Raw genomic sequence first — 13639 nt, forward strand, 5'->3', positions numbered from 1 at the left:
CATGCTGCACCATCTGATCCGTCAGGCCGCCCGCTCCGGCTTCGCGCTGGACATCGCCGCCAAGCCGCTGCCCACCCCGTCCCGCCGCTCCTTCCTGAAGGCGGTCGGGGCCGGCGGCGGCGCCCTGGTCATCGGCGCCCACCTGCCGATGCCGGCGCTGGCCGCCGAGGCGGCGCCGAAGATCATCGGCCCGGCCGACCCGCGGCCGCAGCTGTTCATCATCATCGCGCCGGACAACACGGTGACCGTGCTGGCCAAGCATCTGGACAAGGGCCAGGGCATCGTCACCGGCCTCGCCACCATCGTGGCGGAAGAGCTGGACGCCGACTGGGCCCAGGTGCGCGGCGCCTTCGCCCCGGCCGACAACAAGCTCTACGCCAACCATTTCTTCGGCGTCCAGGGCACCGGCGGCTCGACCGCCGTCGCCAACAGCTGGGACGAGCTGCGGATGGCCGGCGCCGCCGCCCGCGCCATGCTGGTCGCCACCGCCGCCGCCCGCTGGAACGTCCCGGCCGGCGAGGTGACGGTGGCGAAGGGCGTGGTGCGCCACGCCGCCTCGGGCCGCAGCTTCACCTTCGGCGATCTGGCGACCGACGCCGCCAAGTTGCCAGTCCCGCAGCAGGTCAAGCTGAAGGAGGCCAAGGACTATGTGCTGATCGGCAAGCCCGACCTGCACCGGCTGGACCACATCAGCAAGACCAACGGCACCGCGATCTTCGCCATGGACATCCGCCGTCCCGGCCAGGTGACGGCGGTGCTGGCCCGCTCGCCGCGCTTCGGCGGTACGGTGAAGAGCGTCGACGACGCGGCCGCCCGCAAGGTGCCGGGCGTGATCGAGGTGCTGACCCTGCCGGTCGGCGTCGCGGTGATCGCGAAGAACACCTGGGCCGCCACCCAGGGCCGCGAGGCGCTGAAGATCACCTGGGATGACGCCAAGGCCGAAACGCGCGGCACCGACGCCATGCTGGCCGACTACCGCAAGCTGGCCGACCAGCCGGGCGCCGTCGCCGCCAACAAGGGCGACGCCGACAAGACCTTCACCACGGTGGCGGCCAACGGCGGCCACGTCATCGACGGCGAGTTCGTCTTCCCCTACCTCGCCCACGCGCCGATGGAGCCGCTGAACGCGGTGGTCGCCCTGAACCCCGACGGCGGCTGCACCATCTGGGCCGGCTCCCAGTTCCAGGGCGTCGAGCAGATGGTCGTCGCCGGCGTCCTCGGCTGCAAGCCGGAGCAGGTGAAGATCGAGACGCAATGGGCCGGCGGCAGCTTCGGCCGGCGTGCCACCCCGAACGGCGACTACATCGCCGAGGCGGCGATGATCGCCAAGGCCTACCCCAAGGCCCCGGTGCATCTGGTCTGGACGCGCGAGGACGACATCAAGGGCGGCCGCTACCGCCCGCTGTTCCTGCACCGGATCAAGGCGGCGGTGGACGCCAAGGGCAATCTGGTCGCCTGGAAGCAGCGCATCGTCGGCCAGAGCTTCATGGCCGGCACGCCGTTCGAGGCGGTGATGGTCAAGAACGGCGTCGACGAGACCTCGGTCGAGGGCGCGTCGGACATGGCCTACCCGGTGCCGAACCTCGCGGTCGACCTGCACAGCCCGACGTCGCCGGTGACGACGCTGTGGTGGCGGTCGGTCGGCCACACCCACACCGCCTACGCCAAGGAGGTGATGATCGACCGCCTCGCCAAGGCGGCGGGCAAGGACCCGGTCGCCTTCCGCATGGAGATGCTGAAGGACCACCCGCGTCTGGCCGGCGTGCTGAAGCTGGCGGCGGACAAGGCCGGCTGGGGCCAGCCGCTGGCCAAGGGCAAGGGCCGCGGCGTCGCCGTGCATGAAAGCTTCAACACCTACGTCGCCCATGTCGCCGACGTGACGGTCGACGCCAAGGGCCAGGTCAAGGTCGACCGTGTCGTCGTCGCCATCGACTGCGGCGAGGTGGTCAACCCCGACATCGTCAAGGCGCAGATGGAGGGCGGCGCCGGCTGGGGCATCGGCCACGCGCTGCGCGGCGAGATCACCATGACCGACGGGCTGGTCGACCAGGGCAACTTCGACAGCTTCCTGCCCTTGCGGATGTCGGACATGCCGGCGGTCGAGGTCCACATCGTGCCGTCGCACGAACGGCCGACCGGCGCCGGCGAGCCGGGCGTGCCGACCGTCGCCCCGGCGGTGGCCAACGCCGTCTTCTCGGTGACCGGCCAGCCGCTGCAGACCCTGCCCTTCAGCCGGGACGGGATCGTCTAAGGAAGGCCGGGGCGATCGGTGCCGCCGGGGGCCCTCACCTCTTCGGGTGAGGGCCCCCGGGCCCGGTCGCGTTCACGGTTGCTCATCAATTGTTGCCTGCCAATACTGCCCCTTCTGAGCGTCACAGCGAACGGGCAGGAACGGTTTGACGACGACACCGGCGCCGGCTCCCTGGTCCTTCAGCATCCGCACGCGGATCGCCGCCCTGGTGGTGGTCTGCGTGCTGCCGGCCTCGGCCTTCGCCGGTTTCCTGGCCGCCCTGTCGCACGACCGCGGCCGGGCGGAGGTCGAACAGGTGCTGACCGCCGCGGCCCAGAACCTGACCTTCGTGGTGGAGCGTGATCTCGGGGCGGTCGAGGCGGCGCTTCTCGCCCTGTCGACCTCGCCCAGCATCGACGCCGGCAATCTGGCGGCGCTCGACCGGCAGGCGCGCGACGTGCTGGCCCAGTCGCCCGGCATCAACCTGCTCCACATCGACCTGAACGGTCAGCAGCTGGTCAACACCGCCCGCCCCTTCGGCACGCCGCTGCCCAGGGAAACGCTCAGCCCGGCGATGCTGGCGGTGCGGGACACCGCCCGGCCCGGCGTCACCAACCTGTTCTACGGGCCGGTGCTGAAGATGAATGTGGTGGCCCTGGCGGTGCCGGTGCTGCGGGATGGCCGCGTGGTGTCGTTCCTGGCGATGTCACTCGACGCCAAGCATCTGGATGCGGTGCTGGCTCGGCACACGCTGCCGGCGGGCTGGACGGTGGAGGTGCTGGACGGCGCCGGCACGGTGGTGACCCGCGGCGGCGCGGCGGCCGGCGCCACCGGCGTTGGCGACGGCCCGCATGACGAGCCCCGGATCCTCGCCGCCGCCGCCCGGCAGTCCCGCGGCGTGATCCTGCACGACGGCCGGCACGGCCAGACCGAACTGGTGGCCTACAACCGCTCCGCCGAACTGGGCTGGACCGTGGTGGTGGAGGTGCCGGAGCATCTGCTGAACGCCGACCTTGCCCGCTCGCTGTGGCTGAACCTGACGGTCGGCGCGGTCCTGCTGCTGGTCGGTCTGGTCCTCGCCCGCCGGATCGGCCGCGACATCTCCCGCCCGATCGAGGCGCTGATCCAACCGGCCCTGGCGCTCGGCCGCGGCGAACCGGTCGCCGTGCCTCCGCTCGGCCTGCGCGAGGCCGACCGCGTCGGGCAGGCGATGACCGTGGCGGGCGAACTGCTGCGCCAGCGCGAGCATGAGCGCGACCGGGCGCAGATGGAGGCGTGGACCGACGCGCTCACCGGGCTGGACAACCGCCGCCACTTCGACGGCGTGTTGATGGCGGAGATCCGGCGGCTGCGGCGGAGCCGGGCGCCGTTGGCGCTGATCATGCTGGACATCGACCATTTCAAGGCCTTCAACGACGGTTACGGCCACGTCGCCGGGGACGAGTGCCTGCGCATGGTGGCCGGGGTGGTCGCCGCCATGGTCCAGCGGCCGTTCGACCTCGCCGCCCGCTATGGTGGCGAGGAATTCGCCGTCATCCTGCCCGAAACCGACCTGCCCGGCGCCGCCACGGTCGCCGAACGGCTGCGTGAGGCGGTGTCCGCGCTGCGCATTCCCCACCGGGCGTCCGAAACCGGGCGGGTCACCGTCAGCCTGGGGGTCGTCTGCGTCACGGTCGAGGCCGACACCGTGCCGGAGGAGGTGGTCGCCCGTGCCGACGAGCAGCTCTACCGCGCCAAGTCGCTGGGACGAAACCGCGTCGCCTTCACCGTTCCGACGGGCCCGGTTCCGGTTGGGCTTGCCCAGGACCTTGACTGACCAGGGTGGCGCGCATGGGTGCCGGGGGGACGGGGGCCATGGGGTGCGGGTGCGGCACGGCAGGGCGCCGCAGCCGGAGGAAGCGCCAGGGGTGCGGCCCCCACGGGTGCGGCGCCCAGGGGTCGACGGCGCCGCTGTCCGGCGCCGCACCCTCCGCCGCGACTGTCACCCCCATGTGGCCCCACCCGGCAGCGGCGGGAGCCTGCAGCACCGTGAGGTAGCAGGCGGCGCGCAGCACCGCCGCCAGCAGCAGCACCGCCAGCGCCACCACGGCCCACCTCCGGCGGCGCAGGCGAACGGCGACGGGATCGCCGCCGGATGTCGGTCCCGGTCCTTCGTCGCCGCGCTGCCTGCCTTCGCGTCCGTCGCTGTGATCGATGACGGTCATGCCCTGTCCCATGCGGCCCCGGAGCGCAGCATCGCTCAAGGTTGCGCCGGACCGGTCGCCTTTCCCGGCGAAGAGCCGGCACAGGCGGAGTGCCACCGGCGGACCTCCGGCCCTGCCCGCTGCCCCCTTTGCGCCGCGCCCGCCGCATCGTCAGCGCCGCCGGTCGATCTCCGCCCGGATCTGGGTGTACCAATGCAGCTTGTCCTCGAAAGGCAGGCGGGCGAGCCCGCTCGGCGAGGGCACCACCACGTCGGCGACGCCGTCGAACAGCGGGCGCTCCTGCACGCCCCACGGCGCGTCCGTCAGGCCGGTCGCCGCCAGATAGACGCCCTTGCCGGTGTAGGCCAGCACCCGCGGCCGGACGAAGGCGACGATCCGCGCCAGCCGCGGCACGCCGCCGCGCAGCTCCGCCCGCGACAGCTCGGCCGCGGTCGCGGTGGCGCGCGCCACCAGGTTGGTGGAGCCGAGGCCGATGGCCGGCAGCGTCGTGTCCTCCTCCGCCCGGTACAGGCGCGGGGTCAACTCGGCCGCCGCCAGCAGCCGCCAGAACTGGTTGCCGCGCCCGGCGTAATGGTGGCCGAGCGTGCCCGACCGCAGGCCGGGGTTGAAGCCGACGAACAGGCAATCGAGCCCCGGTGCCACGATGTCGGGCAAGGGACCACCGGCCGGCGGCAGTCCGGCGGGCGGTGGTGGAGCGGGAAGATCATCGAACAGGTCCATGGGTGCCATCTCAGCGCAGCGGCGGCGGTGCGGCAAGCCCGTCCCGCCGCTCACCCCCTGCCCTGCCGCCGCCCGGACCTTACGTCCGCTCCCGCCGCCTACAGCGAGGCGGCGACCGCCGGGGCGGGCGGGCTGTTCCGCTCGTCCTGCAACAGCGCGGCGATGCGATCGGTCATGCGCAGCGCCAGCGCGACGATGGTCATGGTCGGATGGTCCGCCCCCATGGTGGGAAAGACCGAGCTGCCGGCGACATACAGGTTCCCCACCCCATGCACGCGGCCCTCGGGATCGACCACGCCGTGACGCGGCGATTCGTGCATCCGCGTCGTCCCCATATGGTGCCAGCACCAGCCGACATCGGCCATCTCCGGTTCATCCGCGGCGGCCGCGACAGTGCCGGGCTCGGCCCGGACCAGCCCCCGCTGCATCAGGTCCTGCAGCAGCAACCTCTGGGTGTCGGCCGCACCACGCCGGTCCTGCTCGGTCAGGCGCCAGTCGACCCGCGGCAGGTTGCAGCCGAACGGGTCGGTGGCGTGGTCCAGCGTCACCCGGCTGTCGGGGTTGGGGACCGGCTCCAGCACCGTTTCCAGGGTGAAGCTGCGGCTGAGCCACCCTGGATCGATCGTGCTGTCGAACAGCGCGTCGGCCAGCTGCGGCAGGCTCCGCAGGATGCGGGGGCCGGCGTTGCGCAGCAGGCTCGCCGCCTCGTCCTCCGACACGCCGAACCGGCGGCAGCGGTGGCGCGACGGCAGCAGCCGCAGATCCCGCATCGCCTTGAAGGCGTCGAGCGCCCCGGAGTGGTAGGAGGCGACCAGATAGCTGCGCGAGTTGGGCAACCCCCAGCGCTCCTGCAGTTCCTGGGTCGGCGACAACGCCAGCGCCACCGAGGGGTGCGGGCGTTTCAGCCGCCGCCGGGCGAGGCAGAGGCTGACGTCGTAGAGCTTGCGGTGCCGCCCCTGGTCGGTCAACCGCACCGGCGCCGTCTTGAAGCGCGGGTGATCGGCGAAGCAGCGGCCGACCAGATCATGCCCGTTGCCCAGCCCGGCCGGCTGCGCCTGGTTGGACAGCAGCAGGATGCGCGCGTTCTCGATCCCGCCGCAGCACAGCACGAACAGCCGGGCCCCCACCGTGAAGCGCGGGCCTTCCAGCGTGCGGACCTGGACCCGCTCCACCGCCGTCGCCGAGGCGTTGGTCTCCAGGGCGGTGACGTTGGCGTTCAGGAAGGCGGTGATGTTGGCGGCGTGCCCGATCTCTGCCCGATAGGCCTCGCCCATGCGGATCGGCGGGCTGAGCTGGGCGACGCGGTTCTCGAAATCGCCGCCGTCGACCGGCATCAGCGCCGCGCCGCGGCCGCCGACCCGCTCCATCCAGAAGTCGTTGTCGTAGTCGAACGGCCCGAGCCCGAGCACGCTCTGCGCCCGTTCGTAGAAGGGCATCATCGTCTCGCGCGGGATCGGCCAGCCGCTGCCGGGGATCCAGGAGCGCGCGGCGAAATCGCCCGGCTCCAGCGGGCGGGAGAAGCCGCCCCAGCAGTTGGTGCTGCCGCCGAGATAGCGGCTGCGGGCGGTGGTCAGCCGTTCATAGGGCAGGCCGACGTTGCGCCCGGCGTAGAGCGCCTGGGAGATGCCGTCGACCTCCAGGCCGCCGCCTTCGAGCAGGACCAGACTGCACGCGCTGCCGGCGAGTTCGCGCGCCATGGTGAGACCGGCCGCCCCTCCGCCGATGATGCAGAGGTCACAGTCGATGTGCGTGCCGTTGAGGACATGGCGGGCGTCACGAAGCAAGCGGGCCTCCGAACCGGGGTCATAGTCGTCATTTCATGCCCCGGACAGGCGGCCTAGGCCGAGCGCGCATTCGGCTATACCCCCGGCGCGCTGTTCTTCGCATCTTGAAAACCTTCGGCGGCACCCCGCCCGGCGGCAGCCCCCGGTGGCGAATCCCGCCAGCCCGCACCACCAGCCCTGGCCGGGGCCCGGGGGGAACGACGGGCGCGGTCGGCGGTTGAAAGGCGAAAGCCCCACGGCTCGGCCCTTCGCCATGGGCCACGGCCGCCGGGCAGCAGCCCCAACCACGAAACCTGCAGGAATTGCCGCCATGAAACGCCATCATCTTCTCGCGACGGCCGCTCTGATCCTGTTCACGGCACCCGCCGTCGGCATGGCCCAGACCCCCACCCCGACCAAGACCGCCACCAGCCAGGGCCCGCTGGCGCCACAGGACAAGACCTTCGCCGACACGGCGGCGATCAGCGACATGTTCGAAATCCAGGCCGGCAAGCTGGCGCAGGACCAGGCCAAGGACAAGGGCGTGAAGCAGTTCGGCGGCCATATGGTGGCCGACCACAACAAGACCGCGGACGCGATGAAGGCGCTGGCCAAGCAGAAGTCGATGGACCTGCCGACCAAGCTCGATTCCGAACACACGCAGAAGCTCGACCAACTGCGCGGCCTGAAGGGCGACGAGTTCGATTCCGCCTATCTGCAAGGCCAGATCGACGCCCACCAGAAGGCCGTCACCCTGTTCCGCGACCAAGCCAAGAACGGCAAGGACGCCGACCTGAAGCGGTTCGCCGACCAGACGCTGCCGACGCTGGAACAGCACCTTCGCCAAGTCCGCGACCTGCGCCCGAACGTCGCCTCCACCGGCAACGCCAACCAGCAGAGCACCAGCTTCGAAAAGCTGATGGGCAAGAACGTCTACGGCCAGGACGGCAAAAAGCTGGGCGACGTGGCCGACATCATCCTCGACCCGCAGTCGGGCGCCGCCACCGCGGTGATCCTGGACCGCGGCGGGGTCCTGGGCATCGGCGCCAAGCAGGTTGCGCTCGACTACAATCTGCTGAACAGCAGCGGCGACCGCATCGTCGCCAGCCAGGTGACCGAGGATCAGGTCAAGCAGATGAAGGAATTCAAGTACGACGACACCACTGTTTCGCTGGGCAAGCACAGCAGCAGCGACCGGAACCACACCGGGACGATGAACCACAGCACCACGGGCACCACGACGGCCCCCGGCACGACCGGCAGCCAGCCCCGCAACCCGCAGTAAATCCGCTTCCGGCGCCGGGCATGCCCCGGCGCCACCCCACCGACAAGGGCATCAACGGAGATCGCCATGGCGAACGCCAGCAAGAAGCACATGGGCACCGGCACGCAGGGCAAGGGCAGCGGCACCGGCGCCACCACCGACCTGCCGGAAGGCACCGTCGGCGACAACACGGTGCTGTCGAATCGCGACAAGTCCCGGCATTCCGACGCCCGCGGACTGGACAGCAAGGCGGTGCAGACCGAACAGTTGCAGGAGCACTCCGCCAACCGCAATCCGGACGAATAGGCGGTTTCCCGGGGGAGTGGTGCGCAGCCACCCTCCCCTGTTCCGGCATGGCCGGCGCCGTCCCTAAAGTACGATGACTCCTAAAGTACGACGACGACGCCGGCCAGGCGGCGGTCCGGAGCGTCCCTAAAGTACGCAGAAATCGGTGCCGTCGCCTCCATTCGTCCCCCGCCCGGCGAACCGTCCCCAAAGTACGAACTTGCGGGACGCGGGGCTGAAACCAACAGGTGTCTCGTTGCTGCCTGCCATCGAAACGCGTGAACGAGGCGCAACCGTGGGCGTGACGATGGAGACGCCTGTCAGCCTGTCCCCAAAGTACGAAGCGGCATGGTGCGATATCGCATCACGGGTTCCGTTGAACAGGTCGAAGTGAGTCGCTTCGGGAGTGTGTCGCTTCGACGGCCGGGGTCGGGAAAGGCTGAAACCGTCACCGTCCCCAAAGTACGAAACCCGAGCCGTCAAAGCCGCCGTGCAGCGGGGTCTGAGCGGGGCGCTTCGTACTTTAGGGACGGTTGCGATGCGGGCGGAAAGTCCCGCACCCGCTGCCGGGGGAGAACCCGACGAGGTTCAATAGCCGATGGCCGCCGCCGCGCGGCGGTCGCTGGCCACCGCGGGGGGCGAGGGGTAGAGCAGAACGCCGTCCTTGCGCACCTCGGCCTTCGCCTCCGGATAGACCGACAGGGCGTAGTAGAGCGATTCCGGGAACTTGTGCCGGAATCGCCGCAGATTGTCGAAACCGGCGCCGAACTGGCTGTAGAGCGCGGCGTAGCTGATCATCGTCGGCTCTTCGATCACGTGAAGCCGGTAGGCCAGCCAGATGTAGACGTCGATCGCCATCGAGCGGTTGGAGATCTCGCGGATCGCCGATTCCAGCACCGGGACCGGATGCTCCTTCAGGGACCGGAAGAAATGCTCGCCCAGATAAACCTGCTCTTCCCACAGGGAACCCTGGCGGACATCCTCGTCGTTGAAGGTGAGGCCACCGGTGATGATGGTGTCCTTCGCCCAACGCTGAGTACCGGCGCGGTCGCCTTCCCAATAGAACTTCAGGCTGCAGGCCGACAGCCGGTTGCATTGCTCTTTGAGGTCGCGGTAATTCTTGCCGCCGGTGCTGACGTTCAGGCTGCGCATCCAGTCATGCATCGACCGGCCGAGCGGCACTTCGCGGGAGTTGGTCTGGATCGCCTTGGTCTGCAGGTACAGCAGCACCAACCGGGCCTTGCTGCCGTAGGGCACGCCGAACTTGCGATCCTCGCCGGCGATGCGCAGGCGCCCCGGCTCGACGACCAGCGTCACGCGGTGGCCGATGCGTTCCCACACCGCGTCGTCGTCGATCCGGCGATGCGGAAGAGCGGTCAGGCAAAAGCCGCTGTAGGTGATGCCCAGATGGCGCGATTCATCGGCAAGCACCGCGGCGGCCGCTTCCACCATGCCGCGCTGTTCCGGCGGCACGAGTTCTTTGGCGCGGTCACGGCCGTGCTGGATGATGAGTTGATGAATTTCGCCCATGGGTGCCTCCCGACCGTCGTCACTTCCCGACGATCACCGTTTGGACTCTGTCGCAAGAATTGGCCGCTGGCAATTCGTACTCTGGGGGCAAAGCTATTTGTTAGAAAAAAGAGTCTATTAGTTGCTTGGTTCCCAAAGTACGGGGGAAATCCCGAGTCGCAGGCGAGTCGTGTCTTTGTGGCGTGCCGACTTTGTCCCTAAAGTACGGTGCACCGTCGCCGCACGTTCCGGGTGTCGGCGTCGCACCGGCGCTGCGTTCCCAAAGTACGATGGACAACGCCCTGAAAACCCGAGGGGTCCGTCGCGAATCGGAACCGGGGCCCGACTCCCGGATGGGCGGGCGGTTCCTGTTGCGCATATGACGCAGCGATCCGCCCAACCGGATCATGTGCGGGTAATGTCACCGTGACGGGTTGACGGTTCCGTCACGGGATTGGCACAGTCGGGCCAACCTTGCGCCAGATACGGACCGGACCGGTGATCTCGACATCCATGAAGGGCGAACAGTTGCGCGCGTTCCGCGAGGGACGCAGCATGGGCCAGCAGGATCTGGCGGACTGGCTCAACGGCCAGCTCAGCCGCCGCTACGACCGCAACCGTGTCAGCCGCTGGGAAAACGGCAGCGAGCGGGTGCCGCAGATCGTGGCGCAGCTCGTCTCGCTCAGCGACACGATGGCGGCCGGTTCCGGCGGCCGGCACAAGGGGCTGCCGGCGCAGAGCGTCCCGGGCGGGCCGGCGTCGCGGCGGGTCGCCACCAAGATTTCCGTCGCCAACCAGAAGGGCGGCGTCGGCAAGACCACCACCGCGGTCAACCTCGCCTATCTGCTGGCCAAGTCGGGCATGCGGGTGCTGCTGGTCGACGCCGACGCCCAGGCCAACGCCACCATGCATTTGGGGATCGACGCCTACGCGCTCGACCGCGAGGGGGCGACGCTCTACCACGTGCTGCTGAAGGACCGGCCGATCGACAAGACCATCGTTCGGGTCTGCGGCGACCTGTTCGACCTGCTGCCCTCCAGCCTGACCCTGTCGCAGGCCGACGGCGAGATGGCCGGCGATCCCAACAGCAACCTGGCGCTGCGCGAGAAGCTGGGCGACATCGAAGGCAATTACGACGCCGTCGTCATCGACTGCCCGCCCAACCTGGGGCAGGTGACGATCAACGCGCTGAACTGCTCCGACTATGTGCTGGTGCCGGTGCAGACGGAACCGATGGCGGCGCTGGGCGTGCCGATGCTGATCGACAACACGCTGACCAAGGTCCGCCGCCGCGTCAATCCGGGCGTCGAGGTGCTGGGCATCCTGCCGACCATGTACGCCGAACGCCATTCGATGGACCGGCTGACGCTGGCGCAGTTGCACGAGGTGTATGGCGCCAAGACGCGCATCTTCGCGCCGGTGCCCTCCTCCACCCAATACCCGCAGGGCTCGGCCGCCGGCCGCCCGACGCTGGAGGCGATCCCGTCCGCCCCCGGCGCCCAGAGCTACCAGGAAGTCGCGGACACGGTGATCGCCCTCCGCGCCAAGCGTCAGGAATCCGCGCATGTCCAATAAGCTGCTCGCCCAGGCCACCAAGTCGAAGATGCTGTCCAAGGCGGTGTCGGGCGCCTCGGGTGCGGTGACCAGCGATCCGCGCTTCCGCGTGTCGGCCGACCACCCGGAGATCGTGGAACTCGACCTCGACCGCATCGATCCCAACCCGCAGCAGCCGCGCCGCCGCTTCGACGAGGCGACGCTGGAAACGCTGGCCGAATCGATCCGCCGCGTCGGCGTGCGCCAGCCGGTCGGCGTGCGCAAGGCGGAGGATGGCCGCTACGCGCTGGTGTGGGGCGAACGCCGCGTCCGCGCCTCCCGCCTTGCCGGCAAGACGACGATCTACGCGCTGCTGGTGAAGGACGGCAACGGCGCCGAGCTGGCGTTGATCGAGAACCTGCAGCGCGAGGATCTCGACGCCTTCGAAACCGCCGGCGGCCTCGCCGCGCTGCGGGAGGAGCATGGCTACACCCACGAGCAGCTGGCCGGCGTCAGCGGCCTGAACAAGACCGAGGTGACGCGCAGCCTGGGCGTCCTGGCGCTGCCGCCGGCGATCCGGCAGGAATACCCGGCCCACCGTGGCCGCATCGGCAAGTCGGCGCTGTTCGAGCTGGTCGACGCCGACGACCCGGCCGTGCAGTTGCGCCTGTGGGAGATGGTCAAGGCCGGCTGCACCATCGCCGCGCTGCGCGCCGCCCGCAGGGAACTGACCGAAGCGGGTGGCGCGACGCCGGTCCCGGCGGCTAAGGAGGCGGCCAAGGAGGCGGGTGCCGCGCTGGTCAGCAGCCTGCGCAAGACGGTCAAGACGCTGGACGCCGTGCGTGCGCGGGGTGGGGCACTCGACGACGACCAGCGCGCCGCCCTGCGGGACCTGCGCGGACGGATCGACGCGCTGCTGGGTGAGTGAGGGCGGAGCCGGGCGGCTGGACCTTGGTTCTTTAAGTGCGGGTACGAGGGGCAAGCCCTCAACAGCGGGATCATCGGCAACGGTGTTGATGAGACTTGCGCATCCGCGAACGGCTCGAGGAGGTCTTCGGCTGGATCAAGGGATCTGGGCTGTCCAAGCGGCTGGCGGGGCGATCATCACGCTCCGTCTCGACCAAGACGGCGGTCGGAAACACCATTTCCAAGCCTCGGCGGAGGCAAGTGCGTTGCACAGGCCTGTGTGTCCGCGCCCTGTCAGAGTTCGGCTTCGGCAAAGAGGCTGCTGATCCAATCGAGGAACACCCGCAGCCGCGGCGCCGTATGACGGTTCTGGGGGTACAGCGCCGCCAACGGTGTCGGCTGCGGTCGGAACGCGCTGAGGACCTCGACGAGCTGGCCCGTGCGCAGATCCTCGGCAAGGCGGTAGCGAGGCGCCTGAATCAGGCCAAAGCCCAGCCTGGCGAGTTCGGCCAGCGTATCGGAATTGTTGACCGTCACGCGGGAGGGCAGCACCACCTCGCGCAGAACGCCGTCCACCATAAACTCCAGGGGAAGCACCTGGGAGGTGCGGGACGACAGGAAGCCGACCGCCCGGTGTCCCTCCAACTGTTTGGGGCTCTCCGGACATCCGTACCGTTCCAGGTATCCGGGGCTGGCGCATGTGATCTCGGTGAGGGAGCCGAGCCGCCGCATGACCAGGCCGCTGTCCTCCGCCGTGCCCGCCCGGATCACGCAATCGACCCCCTCGCGGACAAGGTCGACCAGCCGGTCGCCCTGGCCCAGCTGCAGGTCGAGGTGGGGATAGCGCGCCAGGAATTCCGACAGGCGCGGCAGCAGAAAGGTCCGCGTCAGCAGGCCATGGGCATCGACCCGCAACAGGCCGCGCGGCTGCGGGTCGCGGAACGCGTTCTCCGCCTCCTCCACCTCGGCCAGGATCCGCTTGCACCGGGCGTAGAACGCCTCGCCGTCGAGGGTCGGCGCCACATGCCGGGTGGTCCGCTCCAGCAGCCGCACGCCGAGTTCCTGCTCGAACCGCTTCAGCGCCTCGGTCGCCGTGGAACGCCCCAGCCCGAGGTCGGCGGCGGCGGCCGAGAAGCTGCGACGCTCTACGACACGCACGAAAAGCTGCATGCGCTCGAAACGATCCATGGAGTTTGTTCGCTCAGCCCGAACTGTGTTGTCAAGA

The 13639-nt window shown here is 69.8% G+C and carries 11 protein-coding genes; 6 read left to right on the top strand and 5 right to left on the bottom strand.

Features of this window, described 5'->3' with window-relative positions:
- The first annotated feature begins 1 nt into the window (after window position 1).
- Both TSO352_RS20005 and TSO352_RS20010 read left to right on the top strand, forming a co-directional pair.
- Window positions 2–2251 (top strand): xanthine dehydrogenase family protein molybdopterin-binding subunit, encoded by a 2250-nt coding sequence (locus TSO352_RS20005; RefSeq protein ID WP_109109012.1) that lies wholly within the window; start codon window positions 2–4, stop codon window positions 2249–2251.
- Between the two features lie 145 nt (window positions 2252–2396).
- Window positions 2397–4046: a sensor domain-containing diguanylate cyclase gene (locus tag TSO352_RS20010; protein WP_109109013.1), complete on the top strand. Its 1650-nt coding sequence runs from the start codon at window positions 2397–2399 to the stop codon at window positions 4044–4046.
- Here the strand turns inward: TSO352_RS20010 and TSO352_RS20015 are convergent.
- The 3 genes from TSO352_RS20015 to TSO352_RS20025 form a co-directional block, all read right to left on the bottom strand.
- Window positions 3994–4434 (bottom strand): hypothetical protein, encoded by a 441-nt coding sequence (locus TSO352_RS20015; RefSeq protein ID WP_146210775.1) that lies wholly within the window; start codon window positions 4432–4434, stop codon window positions 3994–3996. The two genes, TSO352_RS20010 and TSO352_RS20015, sit on opposite strands and share 53 nt — an antisense overlap.
- A 150-nt stretch (window positions 4435–4584) precedes the next feature.
- The gene (locus tag TSO352_RS20020; protein ID WP_109109015.1) at window positions 4585–5154 is read right to left on the bottom strand and encodes a mismatch-specific DNA-glycosylase; all 570 of its coding nucleotides are present in this window, start codon (window positions 5152–5154) and stop codon (window positions 4585–4587) included.
- 98 nt (window positions 5155–5252) lie between these two features.
- Window positions 5253–6938: a GMC family oxidoreductase gene (locus TSO352_RS20025; RefSeq protein ID WP_247872272.1), complete on the bottom strand. Its 1686-nt coding sequence runs from the start codon at window positions 6936–6938 to the stop codon at window positions 5253–5255.
- A gap of 310 nt (window positions 6939–7248) precedes the next feature.
- Here TSO352_RS20025 and TSO352_RS20030 point away from each other — a divergent pair, with 310 nt between their 5' ends.
- Complete coding sequence (locus TSO352_RS20030; RefSeq protein WP_109109016.1) at window positions 7249–8202, top strand: DUF4142 domain-containing protein; 954 nt, start codon at window positions 7249–7251, stop codon at window positions 8200–8202.
- A 66-nt stretch (window positions 8203–8268) separates the two neighbouring features.
- Window positions 8269–8487, top strand: coding sequence for a hypothetical protein (locus TSO352_RS20035; protein ID WP_109109017.1), 219 nt, complete (start codon window positions 8269–8271; stop codon window positions 8485–8487).
- 567 nt (window positions 8488–9054) lie between these two features.
- On the opposite strand, the gene TSO352_RS20040 is transcribed toward TSO352_RS20035, so the two are convergent.
- The gene (locus TSO352_RS20040; RefSeq protein WP_109109018.1) at window positions 9055–9996 is read right to left on the bottom strand and encodes a replication protein RepA; all 942 of its coding nucleotides are present in this window, start codon (window positions 9994–9996) and stop codon (window positions 9055–9057) included.
- A gap of 477 nt (window positions 9997–10473) precedes the next feature.
- On the opposite strand from TSO352_RS20040, the gene TSO352_RS20045 reads away from it, so the two are divergent.
- Window positions 10474–11550 carry an AAA family ATPase gene (locus TSO352_RS20045; protein ID WP_247872273.1) on the top strand — a complete coding sequence of 359 codons (1077 nt, stop codon included), beginning with the start codon at window positions 10474–10476 and terminating at the stop codon, window positions 11548–11550.
- Window positions 11540–12436: a ParB/RepB/Spo0J family partition protein gene (locus TSO352_RS20050; protein WP_109109020.1), complete on the top strand. Its 897-nt coding sequence runs from the start codon at window positions 11540–11542 to the stop codon at window positions 12434–12436. Before TSO352_RS20045 ends, TSO352_RS20050 begins: the two co-directional genes overlap by 11 nt.
- 272 nt (window positions 12437–12708) lie before the next feature.
- Here TSO352_RS20050 and TSO352_RS20055 read toward each other — a convergent pair whose 3' ends face one another.
- On the bottom strand, window positions 12709–13602 hold the full coding sequence (locus TSO352_RS20055) for a LysR family transcriptional regulator (RefSeq protein ID WP_109109021.1): 894 nt from the start codon (window positions 13600–13602) through the stop codon (window positions 12709–12711).
- Between the last annotated feature and the right edge of the window lie 37 nt (window positions 13603–13639).

Source organism: Azospirillum sp. TSO35-2 (genome assembly GCF_003116095.1).
Classification (GTDB): Bacteria; Pseudomonadota; Alphaproteobacteria; order Azospirillales; family Azospirillaceae; genus Azospirillum.

Coding starts and splice junctions, on each gene's coding strand:
- TSO352_RS20005 (WP_109109012.1), top strand. CDS start 2: ATGCTGCACCATCTGATCCGTCAGGCCGCCCGCTCCGGCTTCGCGCTG.
- TSO352_RS20015 (WP_146210775.1), bottom strand. CDS start 4,434: ATGACCGTCATCGATCACAGCGACGGACGCGAAGGCAGGCAGCGCGGC.
- TSO352_RS20020 (WP_109109015.1), bottom strand. CDS start 5,154: ATGGACCTGTTCGATGATCTTCCCGCTCCACCACCGCCCGCCGGACTG.
- TSO352_RS20030 (WP_109109016.1), top strand. CDS start 7,249: ATGAAACGCCATCATCTTCTCGCGACGGCCGCTCTGATCCTGTTCACG.
- TSO352_RS20035 (WP_109109017.1), top strand. CDS start 8,269: ATGGCGAACGCCAGCAAGAAGCACATGGGCACCGGCACGCAGGGCAAG.
- TSO352_RS20040 (WP_109109018.1), bottom strand. CDS start 9,996: ATGGGCGAAATTCATCAACTCATCATCCAGCACGGCCGTGACCGCGCC.
- TSO352_RS20050 (WP_109109020.1), top strand. CDS start 11,540: ATGTCCAATAAGCTGCTCGCCCAGGCCACCAAGTCGAAGATGCTGTCC.
- TSO352_RS20055 (WP_109109021.1), bottom strand. CDS start 13,602: ATGGATCGTTTCGAGCGCATGCAGCTTTTCGTGCGTGTCGTAGAGCGT.